Genomic DNA, 13807 nt, shown 5'->3' with positions numbered 1-13807 from the left:
AAAATTTTAAGATGAATAACCTTGAATTTCTTGTAAAAAATTATCAAACACCGCCCGAAGCAATTTCGCTAGTTGAGAGTTCTCGAGTTTTATTGCTTGCGGGAATTTCTGGTGCAGGAAAAGACACGACTAAAAAATATCTTTTGAAAAACCCAGAATATCGCGATATTGTGAGCCACACAACGCGTGCTCCTCGTGAAAATAATGGTAATCTTGAGCAAGATGGTGTTGATTATAACTTTATTTCGAAAGAGAAGGCCGAAGAAATGCTTAAAAAGCGTGAGTTTATTGAGGCGAAATTTGTTCACGGCAAGATTTATGGCACAAGTGTTGCAGAAATTGAAAAAGCAAATCAAAACGGGCAGATTTCTGTAACGGATATTGATATTCAAGGAATTGCAGAATATAAAAAAATGAGCGAGCATGTAGTTGCAGTTTTCATTTTGCCACCAGATTTTGAAACTTGGCGAGCGCGTTTCGCGAACCGGTATTCAAGCGCAGAAGAATTCGAAAAAGATTTCGAAAAACGTTTGCCAGAAGCGATTTCTTCACTAGAACAGGCGCTCGAAGTGCCATATTTTCACTTTATTTTGAATGATGATTTTCGAAATACGGCGCGAATTATTAACCAAATTATGCACCAAGATGTTGAGTTTAATTATAAAGACATCGAGGTGCGTGTGCGAGCAAGAAAGCTTTTGGAAGATATTAAGAGTAAATTTTTAGAACTGCAAAAATAAAATAAAAGAAAAAACCCGCATTTTTTGCGGGTTTAGAAGAGCTATGGTCTGTAAATAACAGCCTTATCCGTTTTTTCGTCAATATTTATCTTTGGTCCTGCGACCAATACATTTTTTATAAATACTGGATATGAACCGTATGAGCCATTAGTAAAATATTTATCTGTTAAACCATTTTCGGCATCAATCTTCCACCCTTTTGGTAGGATTAAATTACGAAAATCTAAAGCACTGAATAGTACTAAATAACCCCTACAATCATGGGTTCTTCCAAAAACCATTTTTATTCCAGGATTTAGTCGAATCATTTCTTCTCTACTGAGTTTAGCCATTTTTTCTCACTCTTCTTCCACTCTTGTTAGTGAAAGCCTTTCATTATTTTGGCGGTTTTCATTTCCGCGGGCGAGCTTTCAGACATTGAAAACCCATCTGCGGAAATGAAAATCTAGAAAAATGAATAGATGATATTCCAGATAACTCTTCTTTAAAACTTACTTCTTAGTAATTACTAAGACTTTTTAATTATAGCATAAATACAACAAAAAGTCAAATAAAGCGCTTTTCGAGATTATTCTATATGGGTATAAAAAATAAGGAAAAATAAAAAATCCCGTATTTTACGGGATTGCACGGGGACTTAGAAATAAGTTTTTCTGCGACGGTCGACAAAAACCGCAGTTTTAAATACACCATCAGAAAATCCACACGGCTTACCGAAGAAATAGCCTTCAGGAATCTTCATAGATTGCCAAGCTTCACTTGTGAGCCATATGGCATATAGCGTATTTCCATTATCATCAACGAGCCTAAACTTAAAATCCAAATCTGGGTTAAGATTATAGAATTCGCGGCAGAACCTACCAAATCCAGTTAGCTCATCCTTGTTGGAACTTAGCGTTTGTTCGCGGAACTTTTCATTGATTGCGTGTGCAATCCTTTTAGAGCTAACAGATGAAGTTGATGTAATTTTCGGCATATTCTTGTCCTCCTTGAAAAAACTTTTTGACATAAATCAAAACAATATAATTATAACATGCAGAAGTGGAAAAGTCAAGTATAATGTTCTGAAAATACAGAATTAGCACTCTATTGACCTAAGTGCTAATTTGTGCTAAACTAAAAATATGAATATTACGCCGCGACAAACGCAAATTTTAGTTGCAATTATTGAGCAATATGCCGAGGTTGCCAGCCCGGTTGGCTCAGTCACTTTAGCTAAACTTTTCGAAGTTTCTAGTGCAACGATCCGTTCAGAGATGGCTAAGTTGGAGGAGCTCGGTTTAATTACTCAGCCACATACTTCCGCTGGCAGAATTCCGACGGATAAAGGGTATCGATTCTATGTTAATCGATTAACGGAAGAAAACCAAGGTGGAGACGAGCAAATTTTACTCAATGCAAGCAATTCAAAAGATAATCTAAGAGGTTTTCGTGCAATTTCTTCGCGGGTTTCAGCTCAGAATGATCGTGCTGATCATGCAATTCGTTCGGCGGTGGATTCTTTAGTCGAGATTACTGGTAATCTTGGTCTTGCAACGATTGGCGACCAACTTTATATGAACGGAATTTATAATCTTTTTTCACAGCCAGAATTCGAAAGCGGTGAGGCGGTTCAATCTGTTGCTCAGCTATTAGACAACCTTGAACCTTGGCTGCGTGAAGTTGCGCCAAATGAACCGTTGAATGTTTATATTGGTAGCGAAAATCCAATCGGTAAAAGTTCGGGTGCAAGTTTGATTATTTCGAAATTCGAAAGTCCATTTTCGGAAAATTCTTACATTGGAGTGCTTGGGCCAACTCGTCAGAATTACGGAAAAGTAGTGCGATTAGTTCAAAAAACCGGTGAATTTTTAGAAGAGATATTATAGTTTAAGGAGAGATAATGAATATTCTAGTGATAAACGGTCATCCAGATAAAAAGAGTTTTAGCACAGCTATTTTTAATAAAGTTATAGATAATCTTGATAATGAAAAGCATGAAATTGAAACTCTAAATCTTGCGGATATGAAATTTGACCCAGTTTTGCGTTTTGGCTATCGAGAGCGAATGGAAGAGGACGCTGAAATCACACGTTCGCAAGAATTAATTCAATGGGCGGATCACCTAATCTTCATTTATCCGATCTGGTGGAGCTCAATGCCAAGTTTGATGAAGGGTTGGATTGATCGTGTTTTTACGCCTGGAGTCGCATATTCATCTAATCATAAAGGTATTTTTATATTAAACTTTATCACTGGTCAGCAATTTAAAAAGCTTTTAAAGGGTAAAACTGCTGATATTATCACAACATCTCAAGGGCCAAGTTGGTGGTATAAAATTTTTAGCGGAATCATTAGCGTACCAGATAGCTATGGAATTGCAGTTTTAAAAAATGCGGTATTGAATCATTGTGGTATAAAAACTAGAAAAGTAATGAATTTGGGAGATATGAACCGGGAGCCGAATACACTGGAGGTTCGAGAAATATTTTTAGAGAAAGTTGCAAAACATGCAAGTAAAATTTAAGGAGGAAAGTATGAAAGATAATAATTTAAATACAAATCAAGAAGTTTCGAAAGATGAGAAAAAAGGTGGATTTTTTAAAAAAGATTCTAAAGCGGAAAAACTTCACGCAGAAAATTTGGAGCTAAAAAACGATTTACAGCGTACGCGAGCAGATTTTGAGAATTATCGTAAAAATGTGGAAAGTCGAGTTTCGAATGCACAAAATTTAGGTGAAAAGAAAGCTATTTTGGCGTTAATTCCAATGGTTGACGATATTGAAAGAGCAATTTCGCACTTACCAGAAGAATTAGCACAAAATGCTTGGGCGCAAAATGTTGTTAAGATGAGTAAAAATCTTGATAAAAACCTTTCTAAAATTGGTGTAGAAAAAATTAATTCCGCTGAAGGAACTGTTTTTAATCCTGAACTTCACGAAGCAATTCAATTTGATGAAGACTCTGAGGGTGAAGAAGAAATTATTCTAGCAGAATTGCGCGCAGGATACACTTTAAAAGGTGAGGTTTTGCGGGCCGCAATGGTTAAAGTTGGAAGACAATAAAATTATCGTTGACAAAATATAAGGAATGTGATATTATTATAAGCGTTGATCCGTTTCGCCTTATTCTAGAAGGTTGGGACTCGCGGATTAGCCTCCTACCAAAATGATTTTTTAAAAAGCTAGAGTCCGTACTTTTCTTTTTGTCTTGAGGAAGCCTATCCTCTTATAACCGAACCGTCTAATATTAGGCGGTTTTTAATTTTGAAACTTTAAAATTAAGCATAAATATGATAAAATATAACATATGAATAGTGGGCAAAATCTTGAAAATATTAAAAAGTTTATTCGTGCGGCAAATTATTTAACGGTTTCGCAAATTTTTTTGCAAGACAATTTTCTGTTGGAGCGCCCCTTAACTTCTGAAGACATTAAACCTCGGCTTCTTGGTCATTGGGGAAGTTGTCCGGGTGTTAATCATGTTTATGCACATCTTTTAAATATGCAAAAACAGCTAGATTTTGCTAAAAGTGATCTAAAAACAGCGTTTATGCTTGGTCCTGGCCATGCTTTTCCGGCACTTCAAGCGAATCTTTTTCTTGAAGAAACTCTTTCGAAATTTGATATTAATGCTGCTCGAAATCGTAGCGGAATTCAGTATATTTCGAAAAACTTTTCTTGGCCGGGCGGTTTTCCATCGCACGCCAGCCCATTTACGCCTGGTGTAATTCTTGAGGGCGGTGAGCTCGGTTATTCATTGTCTACCGCTTTTGGTGCTGTTTTAGATAATCCAAACCTAGTAATTACAACTTTAATTGGTGACGGTGAAGCTGAAACCGGAACGATTGCAGCCTCTTGGCACTTGAATAAATTGATTGATCCGGTTGAAAACGGGGTTGTTTTGCCGATTTTACATTTAAATGGTTATAAAATTTCGGGTCCAACGATCTTTGGTTCAATGAGTGATTTTGAGTTAATTCAATTTTTTCATGGAGCTGGTTGGGAGCCTAAAATTGTCGATGAATATTCCGCAGAAGATTTTGATTTGGAACTTTCGAATGTATTTTCGAATGCGTTTCGAGATATTTCGCGAATAAAATTTGGGCGAAACAATAAATTTATCCGTTTACCAATGATTATTATGCGAAGCAAAAAAGGTAGCTCGGGTGTAAAGGAAAATAATGGTCAAAAAATTGAAGGAAATTCACTTGCACACCAAGTGCCTCTTTTAAAGGCAAAAACAGATAAAAATGAGCTTGAAAAACTTGAAAATTGGATGAAATCATATAAGTTTGATGAGCTTTTTGATTATAAGCGAGGTGAATTTAAGGAATGGCTTAATGACTTTTTGCCAGAAAGTTCAAGCAGAATTGGCCGAAATCGTTTTATTGATGCGAATTTGAATTTTAAAGAGCTAAAATTGCCGGAAACTACTGAAGGGCTAGGCGAAAAATCTCTTGCAATGAATGCCGTTGGTGGTTTGTTGGAGAAAGTTTTCGAAAAAAACCCTGATAATTTTAGGTTTTTTAGCCCAGATGAAACCTATTCAAATAAACTAGATGCGATTTTTGAAGCAACTTCACGTTCTTGGCAACGAGAAATTAAACCTTGGGAAAAGGATTTGGCAAAAAATGGTCGGGTGACGGAAATTCTAAGTGAAAACTGCTTACAAGGGCTTTTGCAAGGATATATTTTAACTGGTCGACACGGGATTTTAACTTCGTATGAAGCTTTTGCGCCAATTATTTCTTCAATGATGGATCAATATGCGAAGTTTTTGGCACAATCGAAAGAGGTAAAATGGCGAGGTGATTTAGCAAGTTTGAATTATATTCTAACTTCAACTGGTTGGCGTCAAGATCACAATGGTTTTTCGCACCAAAATCCAAGCTTTATTGATGAAGTTTTGCGGCGCGAAAATGGAATTGGACAGATTTTTTTGCCGGCGGATGACAACTCTGCGGTTGTGTCGATTTCGAAAATGCTAAAATCTCGAAATAATATCAATGTTTTAGTTGCGGGAAAAACGCCAGAGCCAAGATATTTTTCTCTAGAAAGCGCGCAAAAACAGCTTGAAAATGGCGGAATATTTATTTTTGATAGTTGGAAAAATCAGAAGATTACAGATTGGGATTCAATTTTGGAAGATGATGAACCGGATTTAATTTTGGCGGCAAGTGGTGATTATGTCTTTAAAGAAACAGTTGCGGCACTTCAAGTTTTGCTTCATGATGTTGCGCAAGTTAAGATTCGCTTGGTTTATATTCAGGCGCTTTGTGGAAAAGGAATTGGAACTTTCGAAAATACGCTTTCGAAAAGCGACTTTGTGAAGATTTTTACTAAAGATAAGCCAGTTATATTTGCTTTTCACGGATACGCTAAAACTCTCAAATCAATTTTATTTGATTATCAAAATCCAGCGCGTATTCAAATTAATGGGTATGAAGAAAAAGGCTCAACAACTACACCGTTTGATATGCTTGCGAGAAATAAAGTATCGCGATATGATATTGCAGCGAGAGCCTTAAATTCGGTTAGTAAAGGTGATGAAGTTTTTGAGAGTCTTGTAAAAGAATATCGAAAACGCCAAGATGATGCTTTACGCTTTGCGCGAGAAAATTCAGTAGACGCGCCAGAGATAGAGAATTGGGGATATTTGAAATTTTATTAGTAATACATTTATATCTAAAAAGGAAAAATCCCATCACTCTATGATGGGATTTAAGGGGCGATCCAATGATATCCAGAACCTCCACACTTATGACAGACATAATCATACTTAGTAAAACCGTAGACTGCTGTAGGCATATCTAGACCTGAAAGTGTAGCATATGAAATTTCTATATCGTAAGATCCGCATTTTGGACAAGGGAATTTATTATCCATGGCTTTCCTCCTTGATATTGTTTCGAAAATTAAATTCATTTGTTTCTAAAATTGAATTCAATTTGCAAAAAGAAAACTGCATGAAGTAGATACTAATACCTCTACTTCTAAACTTCTAGAAAGTTAAAGGACTTACCTAGATTTTATAATTATAATATATTACTTTAATTATGTCAAATATACGGTATCTAATAAATATCTAAATAATACAACAATAGCGCTCGCAAACTAAGAGCGCTATTGTTGCATAAATAAAAATATTTAATATTAACTATAGCATAAAGGGTATTAATAATAAATATTGTAAATAATACATCATTAGCACTCTTGACTTGTGAGTGCTAAAAGCGTATAATTTAAATATGGCGCGAGAGAACTACGAGGCGCGCCAAAAATAAGATAATAAACGCAAGAAATTGCAGTGATAATTAATAAAAGAAAGAAGGATAGAATGGGAAAAATTATTGGAATTGACCTTGGTACAACCAACAGTGCTTTTGCTTACATGGTTGCCGGAAAACCAGAAGTGATTACAAATGCGGAAGGAAATCGAACTACTCCATCAGTTGTAGCGATTAATAAAAAAGGTGATCGTTTGGTTGGCCAAGTTGCTCAACGTCAACGCGTAACAAATCCAAAAAATACAATTTATGGCGTAAAGCGTTTGATTGGACGAAAATATTCTGACGAGGAAGTTCAAAAAGATCTCGGAATTATGCCTTACGAAATTGTTAAAAAAGGTAATGGTGTTGCCGTGAAAATGGGTGACAAAGAATATACACCAGAAGAAGTTTCAGCGATGATTCTTTCGAAAATTAAAGCTGACGCCGAAGCTTTCTTGGGCGAAAAAGTTACCGAAGCTGTGATTACCGTTCCAGCTTACTTTGATGACAGCCAACGTCAAGCAACAAAAGATGCTGGTAAAATTGCAGGTCTTGAGGTAAAACGAATCATTAACGAACCAACTGCAGCCGCACTTGCTTATGGCTTGGATGGTAAAAAAGACGAAAAAATTGCTGTTTTCGACCTTGGTGGTGGAACATTCGATGTTTCAGTGCTTGATATTGCTGATGGCGTGTTTGAAGTTCTTTCAACAAACGGTGATACACACCTCGGTGGTGAAGACTTCGACAACCGAATTGTGAACCATTTCTTAGAAGAATTTAAAAAAGAAGAAGGAATCGATCTTAAAAATGATTCTGCTGCAATGCAACGCTTGAAGGATGAAGCTGAAAAAGCTAAGAAAGAGCTTTCTTCGACAATATCTTATGAAGTGAACTTGCCATTCTTGACAGCTGATGAAGATGGTCCAAAACACTTTGAATACACTCTAACTCGAGCAAAACTCGAAGAATTAGTTGCTGATTTGATTGAGCGACTAGCTGATCCTGTTGAAAAAGCTCTAAAAGATGCAGATCTAAAAGCTAGTGATATTGCTGAAGTTGTGATGGTTGGTGGTATGACCCGAATGCCAGCCGTAGTTGAAAAAGTTGAAAAAATCTTTGGTAAAAAACCAACTCAAGGTGTAAACCCTGATGAAGTTGTGGCTGTTGGTGCTGCAATTCAAGGTGGTGTTTTGGCTGGAGATGTTAAAGATGTGCTCCTTCTTGACGTTACACCTTTGACTCTTGGAATCGAAACTGCTGGTGGCGTTCGAACTCCAATGATTGATCGAAACACAACTGTGCCAACTTCGAAATCGCAAGTTTTCTCAACTTACGCTGACAATCAGCCGCAAGTTGAAATTCATGTACTTCAAGGTGAACGTGAAATGGCCGCTGACAACAAATCACTCGGAATGTTTGTGCTTTCAGGAATTGCTCCAGCTCCACGCGGAGTTCCACAAATTGAAGTTACTTTCAATATCGATGCGAACGGAATCCTAACAGTTACTGCTAAAGATAAAGGAACTGGTAAAGAGAATAATATTACAATTCAAAACTCAGGAAATATGAGTAAAGAAGATATTGAAAAAGCTCAAAAAGAAGCAGAACTTCACGCAGACGAAGACAAGAAAAAGCGCGAAATAATTGATGCAAAAAACCAACTTGAAAATGCTATTTATCAAGCTGAAAAAATGCCAAGCGAATTTAAAGATAAAATTTCGAAAGAAGATGAAGAAGCAATTTCGAAAGCGGTTGAAGAAGCTAAAAAACATCAAAATTCTGAAGATAAAGATGAGCTTGAAAAAGCTTCGAAAGATCTTCAAGATGCAATTATGCCAATTGGTGCTAAATTGTATCAAGCACAAAGCGCAGAAGCTTCAGATGTCAAAGAATCAGATAAGAAAGACAATGAACCTGTTGAGGGCGAAGTAATCGATAAAAAATAACTAAGATTCTTTCCTTAAAAGACGTTCGAATAATCGGGCGTCTTTTAGTTTGTTGCGATTTGCTTCGAAATCTGATAAGATATTTTCATGGAAGATTTTAATAAAAATAAAAAATATCAAACTAATTCGCAAAATAGCTGGGAAGAGCTTTCGGAAATTGATCCAAGTTCGGAAAGACAAAAAGAAATTGAGCAAATTAAAAATAAAATTTCCAAACTTGAACAGCAAGATGAGAAAATTCAGGCACAGATTCAAGAAGCTTTAAAACTTACTCGAGAGGCTGATCCGGAAGAAATGGGTGATGTTCATTCTTATGGGAATTTTTTAGATAGAGCAGATTATGAAATTGAACGTTTAAGTGAGCAGAGCTACAAATTGAGCGTTGAAATTTCTGGTTTAGAGTTTAAACTTTCGAAACTTGAAGAAAATTAGCACTCTTGCGCTTTAAGTGCTAATTTGATATAATATAAATATATGAGCAAAGCTGATTATTATGATATTTTGGGCGTTAAAAAAGACGCCAGTGCTGATGAAATTAAAAAAGCTTTTCGAAAAAAAGCTATTGAACTTCACCCAGATAAGGGCGGTGACGAAAAAGCCTTTAAAGAAGTGAATGAGGCTTACGAAGTTCTGAAAGACAAAGAAAAACGTCAACGTTACGACCAATTTGGGCATGCCGGAGTTGGTGGAAATTCTGGCGGTTTCTCTGGTGGAAATCCTTTCGAAGGATTTAATGGATTTTCTGGACAAAATGTTAATTTTGATTTTGGCGGTGGATTTGGTGATATTTTTGATGGAATTTTTGGCGGTGGTTTTTCGCAAAATCGAGGGTCTCAAGCTAAAAAAGGCCGAGATGTTGAAGTAGAATTAACGCTCAATTTTAAGGAAGCTATTTTTGGTACTGAAACTGAAATTGCGTTAAATTTAGACAGTAAATGTGAACACTGTAAAGGTTCTGGTGCAGAGCCTGGCCATGGAATGAAAAAATGTCCAGATTGTAATGGAAGCGGCCAACAAACTAGAGCAACTCAAACTCTTTTTGGACCAATTCAGCAAACGGTAACTTGCCCGACATGTAGTGGCAGCGGTGAAGTTCCGGAACAAAATTGTTCAGTTTGTGGTGGAAGCGGAATCTCTCGCAAGAAACAAACTATTAAACTTAAAATTCCAGCAGGAATTGATGATGGCGCAACAATTCGTCTTTCTGGTCATGGTGAGGCTGTTAAAGGTGGTCAAAACGGTGATCTATATGTAAATATTAGGGTTAAAGCGGATAAAAAATTCACTCGAGAGGGTAGCTTAATTTTAAGTGAAGAAAAGATTTCAATGGTTGATGCTGCTCTGGGCGCTGAAATCGAAGTTGAAACTATTGATGGCCCATTAACTATGAAAGTTCCAGCTGGAACACAAAGCCACACTGACTTTAAGCTTTCTGGGCACGGAGTTCCATATCTTCGAAATGATAAACGTGGTGCGCACATTGTAACGATTATTGTTGAAACTCCAACACGACTTTCGAAGAAGCAAAAAGAACTTCTTAAAGAATTTAAAAAATCTAAAAAGTCATTGTTTTGAAAATTGAAAAATAGAGTATAATATTAATTATGATAACAATAATATTTATTGCGATTTTGATTGTTTTTTTGACACTTTCGCAACGAAAAATGGGATATTTCAACTTAGTAGTTTTATCTGGGGTTGTGCTTAATAAATACTGGAATAAAGAAATTACGAATTTTTTGACAACTTCAAATTTAACAATTCCAGAATTAACACTAAGTGGAATTGTTGGGATTGTCTTGATTTTAGCACCAGCTTTATTAATTTTGACAAAAAACCCAAAGCAAGAAAATTGGATTATTAGGGTTATTTCTTCTGCATTTTCTGCATTTTTTGCATTTTTATTGTTGTTACCATATTTTGAAAAAGTTTTTGTTTTAGATAATATGTCTAAAAATATAGCTATCTTTTTAGGCTATTGGATGAACTGGGTGATATTGGCTGGCGTTGTGCTTTCAATTTTGAGTATTGCGCCAGTTAAATTTAAGAAAAACGAGAAAAAGTCTTGACTTTTATTGATAAATAAGATATACTCTTAAATACAGTTAGTGCACGGGTCTGTAGCTCAGCTGGTTAGAGCACCTGCCTTTTAAGCAGGGTGTCATGGGTTCGAACCCCATCAGACCCACCAATTTAAAAATCACCAAAAGGTGTTTTTTTTATTGTTGAAATATGTTAAAATGGTAATGTGAAAGATCAATTGATAACATTTATAAATCGGTGGTTTTTGAATAGTTTTTTGCTATGGATTTTAGTTTCAATTTTTGGAAATGTCAGTAACCATAGTGCAGGAACTTTCTTTTTAGCCGGTCTGATTTTTTCGGTTGTTAATAGTTCGCTAAAAACTATTCTTACAATCTTATCATTGCCAATGATTATTGTAACCTTTGGCTTCTTTACATTAATTGTAAATGGCTTAATTGTGTGGATTTCAATGATTTTGGCGCCAAATATTTCTATGGGATTTTGGAATTCTGTTATAGTTGGTGCGGCGATGAGTTTGTTGAATTATAGTTTAAGCCAATTTTTTGGTATTGATAAAGAAAAGGAGACTTTGTAATGAATATTAATGTTATTTTGCAATTTGCGACCGTAATTTCGGGTATTTTGACAATGCTTTTAATTTTACTTCAACAGCGTGGTGCGACCCTTGGTGCTGGCTTTGGTGCTTCCGGTGAATTGTACACAGAGCGACGCGGGGTAGAGAAAAGTATTTTTAGAGCTACGATATTTTTTGCATTTATATTTGTAGCATCAATTCTTACAATTTTACTTTTGCCTAAATAGGGGTTTTATGGATTTTAAAAAAAACCCAAAAAAAGTTAAGCGAGTTTCTAATATGTCTCAAAAAAATAGAGGCAAAGTTTCGAAAGTTCGTTCAATTCAGGCTATAGATAGTAAAAAACTGTCTTTTTTAGAGAAGGCTGATATTGCTGAGAAAGCTGTTATTTCGCATACCAAGAAGCTATTCTTTGGACGCTTCGAAAACCTCTCAAACGTTCGAAAACTAATTGTTGTTTGGATTTGTGTGATGGCTCTATTGATTTCGTCAATTGGTTTATTTAGATGGTTGAGTGATCGTAATTTTTCTGAAGAGGTTTTTTTTAGGGGTGGGACGTATTCGGAAGGGTTTTTGAGTGAAATTAAAACTTTAAATCCAATTTTTGCTACAACTGATGCAGAAAAATCTTTCGAGCGGCTTGCTTTTTCTAGATTGTATAGTATAGATAGTGATGGCTCGCTGAAAGGAGATTTGGCGGAAAGTGTTGAAACTAGTGATAATTATCGCAATTTCACTATAAAAATGCGTAAAAATGCTACTTGGTCTGATGGACAAAAAATTACTGCAGACGATGTTATTTTTACTATAAAAAAATTAAAAGACCAAAATTTAAACCCATCTGCATATAAAGTTTGGAAAAATGTAGAGGCTTCAAAATCAGGTGATTATGAGGTTAAATTTAAAGTTCCTTCAAATTCATCATCAGTTTTATATGGTTTCAATTTTTCAATTCTTCCTGAACATGTTTTAAAAGATGTTTCTACAGATAAAATTCGTGAGAGTTCGTTCTCTAATAATCCAGTAACTTCAGGCCCCTTTAATTTTAAAGGAGTGCAAACTAATAGCAATACTAATAAAACTACAGTTTCATTAGTAAAAAATAAAAATTACTATAAGGGTGAACCATATATTGATAATTTTGATATTGTTGCTTTTCAAGATGAAGCCAAACTAAAGAAAGCGCTAGTTTCTGGTGAAATTGTAGCTTCACCTAATGTTAAAATTAACGATTTTAGTAGTTCTGAACAAGTAGGGTTGAAGTCATATGAAACTAGTGTTAATCGTGGAATTTATGCTTTTTTGAATAACTCAGATCCAATTTTAAAGGATGCAAAGGTTCGAAAAGCGATCCAGACTGGTTTAGATATGAATAAAATTCATAGTAAGATGGAATATATCAATAATTTGGATTACCCGACATTAAATAAGTTTATAAATACCAATTGGCTTTCCGTTCCTGAATATAATTTTTCACAAGCTGAGAAAATGTTGGATGAAACTGGCTGGATGAAAAATTCAAAAGGTATTCGTGAAAAAGATGGTCAAAAGGCAACTATTAATATTGCGACGACGAGTGTTTATAATTATAAAAAATCTGCAGAAGAAATCGCGTCTCAGTTGAAAAAGCTTGGTTTTGATGTGAATAGTACGATTATTGATAAAGACGATAAGCTTGGCACTTTTGTTCAAACGATTCTTCAACCAAGAAATTATGGAATTTTAATTTATGAGATTGACATGGGTGCAGACTCCGATATTTATCCTTTTTGGCATTCTTCGCAAGCTAGTCAAAAGGGCTTAAATTTTTCAAACTATAGTGACGCTATCTCGGATGATTTATTGTTGAATGCTCGTACTGCACGAACTTTCGATGACAAGAAGACACAGCTAACAAAGTTTACTCGACGCTGGATTAACAGTTCTGCTGCAATTGGCCTCGGTCAAACAAAAGTTAGTTATGTATTTAGAAAGTCAGTTCAGCCTTATTCAGCTGAAAATAAATTTGTAACAGATACTGATAGATATTCGGATGTAATCTATTGGTCTGCTAAAAAGGAAACTCTTTACAAGACTCCTTAATTTTGATATAATAAGACTGGTTTTGCGCGCGTGGCGGAATTGGTAGACGCGCTAGCTTGAGGGGCTAGTGAGCTTCGGCTCGTGGAAGTTCAAGTCTTCTCGTGCGCACCATACCAGACTTTTTGAAAAATATTCGCGCGCCAGCGCGTTTTTTTATTGTTGAGCA

At 35.6% G+C, this 13807-nt stretch carries 14 protein-coding genes and 2 tRNA genes; 14 read left to right on the top strand and 2 right to left on the bottom strand.

Translation table 11 applies throughout. From position 1 onward, the window contains the following. Positions 1–11 precede the first annotated feature (11 nt). Positions 12–740, top strand: a complete 729-nt coding sequence (locus HXK94_003020; protein QTI96209.1) for a hypothetical protein — start codon at positions 12–14, stop codon at positions 738–740. A 41-nt stretch (positions 741–781) separates the two neighbouring features. On the opposite strand, the gene HXK94_003015 is transcribed toward HXK94_003020, so the two are convergent. Both HXK94_003015 and HXK94_003010 read right to left on the bottom strand, forming a co-directional pair. After that, positions 782–1072 (bottom strand): hypothetical protein, encoded by a 291-nt coding sequence (locus HXK94_003015; protein ID QTI96208.1) that lies wholly within the window; start codon positions 1070–1072, stop codon positions 782–784. Between the two features lie 305 nt (positions 1073–1377). Further along, complete coding sequence (locus HXK94_003010; GenBank protein QTI96207.1) at positions 1378–1716, bottom strand: hypothetical protein; 339 nt, start codon at positions 1714–1716, stop codon at positions 1378–1380. Positions 1717–1864: 148 nt separating this feature from the next. Between HXK94_003010 and HXK94_003005 the strand changes: the two genes are divergently transcribed. The 13 genes from HXK94_003005 (at position 1865) to HXK94_002945 (ending at position 13752) form a co-directional block, all read left to right on the top strand. After that, on the top strand, positions 1865–2608 hold the full coding sequence (locus HXK94_003005; protein QTI96206.1) for a hypothetical protein: 744 nt from the start codon (positions 1865–1867) through the stop codon (positions 2606–2608). Positions 2609–2622: 14 nt separating this feature from the next. Beyond that, positions 2623–3246, top strand: coding sequence for an NAD(P)H-dependent oxidoreductase (locus HXK94_003000; protein ID QTI96205.1), 624 nt, complete (start codon positions 2623–2625; stop codon positions 3244–3246). A gap of 10 nt (positions 3247–3256) precedes the next feature. Beyond that, the gene (locus tag HXK94_002995) at positions 3257–3784 is read left to right on the top strand and encodes a nucleotide exchange factor GrpE (GenBank protein QTI96204.1); all 528 of its coding nucleotides are present in this window, start codon (positions 3257–3259) and stop codon (positions 3782–3784) included. A gap of 244 nt (positions 3785–4028) precedes the next feature. Further along, on the top strand, positions 4029–6392 hold the full coding sequence (locus HXK94_002990) for a phosphoketolase family protein (GenBank protein QTI96203.1): 2364 nt from the start codon (positions 4029–4031) through the stop codon (positions 6390–6392). A gap of 666 nt (positions 6393–7058) precedes the next feature. Next, on the top strand, positions 7059–8939 hold the full coding sequence (gene dnaK / locus HXK94_002985; GenBank protein ID QTI96202.1) for a molecular chaperone DnaK: 1881 nt from the start codon (positions 7059–7061) through the stop codon (positions 8937–8939). 87 nt (positions 8940–9026) lie between these two features. Further along, complete coding sequence (locus HXK94_002980) at positions 9027–9371, top strand: hypothetical protein (protein ID QTI96201.1); 345 nt, start codon at positions 9027–9029, stop codon at positions 9369–9371. A gap of 42 nt (positions 9372–9413) precedes the next feature. Next, complete coding sequence (dnaJ, locus tag HXK94_002975) at positions 9414–10514, top strand: molecular chaperone DnaJ (protein QTI96200.1); 1101 nt, start codon at positions 9414–9416, stop codon at positions 10512–10514. Positions 10515–10543: 29 nt separating this feature from the next. Then, complete coding sequence (locus HXK94_002970; GenBank protein QTI96199.1) at positions 10544–11008, top strand: hypothetical protein; 465 nt, start codon at positions 10544–10546, stop codon at positions 11006–11008. Positions 11009–11053: 45 nt separating this feature from the next. Continuing rightward, a tRNA-Lys gene (locus HXK94_002965) sits at positions 11054–11130 on the top strand. Between the two features lie 57 nt (positions 11131–11187). Continuing rightward, positions 11188–11559, top strand: a complete 372-nt coding sequence (locus HXK94_002960) for a phage holin family protein (GenBank protein ID QTI96198.1) — start codon at positions 11188–11190, stop codon at positions 11557–11559. Between the two features lie 5 nt (positions 11560–11564). Then, complete coding sequence (gene secG / locus HXK94_002955) at positions 11565–11786, top strand: preprotein translocase subunit SecG (protein ID QTI96614.1); 222 nt, start codon at positions 11565–11567, stop codon at positions 11784–11786. A gap of 7 nt (positions 11787–11793) precedes the next feature. After that, positions 11794–13641, top strand: a complete 1848-nt coding sequence (locus HXK94_002950) for a hypothetical protein (protein ID QTI96197.1) — start codon at positions 11794–11796, stop codon at positions 13639–13641. Positions 13642–13665: 24 nt separating this feature from the next. Continuing rightward, positions 13666–13752 (top strand) — tRNA-Leu (locus tag HXK94_002945). Positions 13753–13807 lie beyond the last annotated feature (55 nt).

The organism is Candidatus Nanogingivalaceae bacterium, from assembly GCA_015257795.3.
GTDB lineage: Bacteria > Patescibacteriota > Saccharimonadia > Saccharimonadales > Saccharimonadaceae > Nanogingivalis.
The sequence above is the reverse complement of the archived record's forward strand: the minus strand, read 5'-3'. Positions and strand labels throughout refer to the sequence as shown.

Bases quoted from the DNA above. Each gene is read 5' to 3' on its own strand.
- HXK94_003020 (QTI96209.1), top strand. From the start codon at position 12: ATGAATAACCTTGAATTTCTTGTAAAAAATTATCAAACACCGCCCGAA.
- HXK94_003015 (QTI96208.1), bottom strand. From the start codon at position 1,072: ATGGCTAAACTCAGTAGAGAAGAAATGATTCGACTAAATCCTGGAATA.
- HXK94_003010 (QTI96207.1), bottom strand. From the start codon at position 1,716: ATGCCGAAAATTACATCAACTTCATCTGTTAGCTCTAAAAGGATTGCA.
- HXK94_003005 (QTI96206.1), top strand. From the start codon at position 1,865: ATGAATATTACGCCGCGACAAACGCAAATTTTAGTTGCAATTATTGAG.
- HXK94_003000 (QTI96205.1), top strand. From the start codon at position 2,623: ATGAATATTCTAGTGATAAACGGTCATCCAGATAAAAAGAGTTTTAGC.
- HXK94_002995 (QTI96204.1), top strand. From the start codon at position 3,257: ATGAAAGATAATAATTTAAATACAAATCAAGAAGTTTCGAAAGATGAG.
- HXK94_002990 (QTI96203.1), top strand. From the start codon at position 4,029: ATGAATAGTGGGCAAAATCTTGAAAATATTAAAAAGTTTATTCGTGCG.
- dnaK (QTI96202.1), top strand. From the start codon at position 7,059: ATGGGAAAAATTATTGGAATTGACCTTGGTACAACCAACAGTGCTTTT.
- HXK94_002980 (QTI96201.1), top strand. From the start codon at position 9,027: ATGGAAGATTTTAATAAAAATAAAAAATATCAAACTAATTCGCAAAAT.
- dnaJ (QTI96200.1), top strand. From the start codon at position 9,414: ATGAGCAAAGCTGATTATTATGATATTTTGGGCGTTAAAAAAGACGCC.
- HXK94_002970 (QTI96199.1), top strand. From the start codon at position 10,544: ATGATAACAATAATATTTATTGCGATTTTGATTGTTTTTTTGACACTT.
- HXK94_002950 (QTI96197.1), top strand. From the start codon at position 11,794: ATGGATTTTAAAAAAAACCCAAAAAAAGTTAAGCGAGTTTCTAATATG.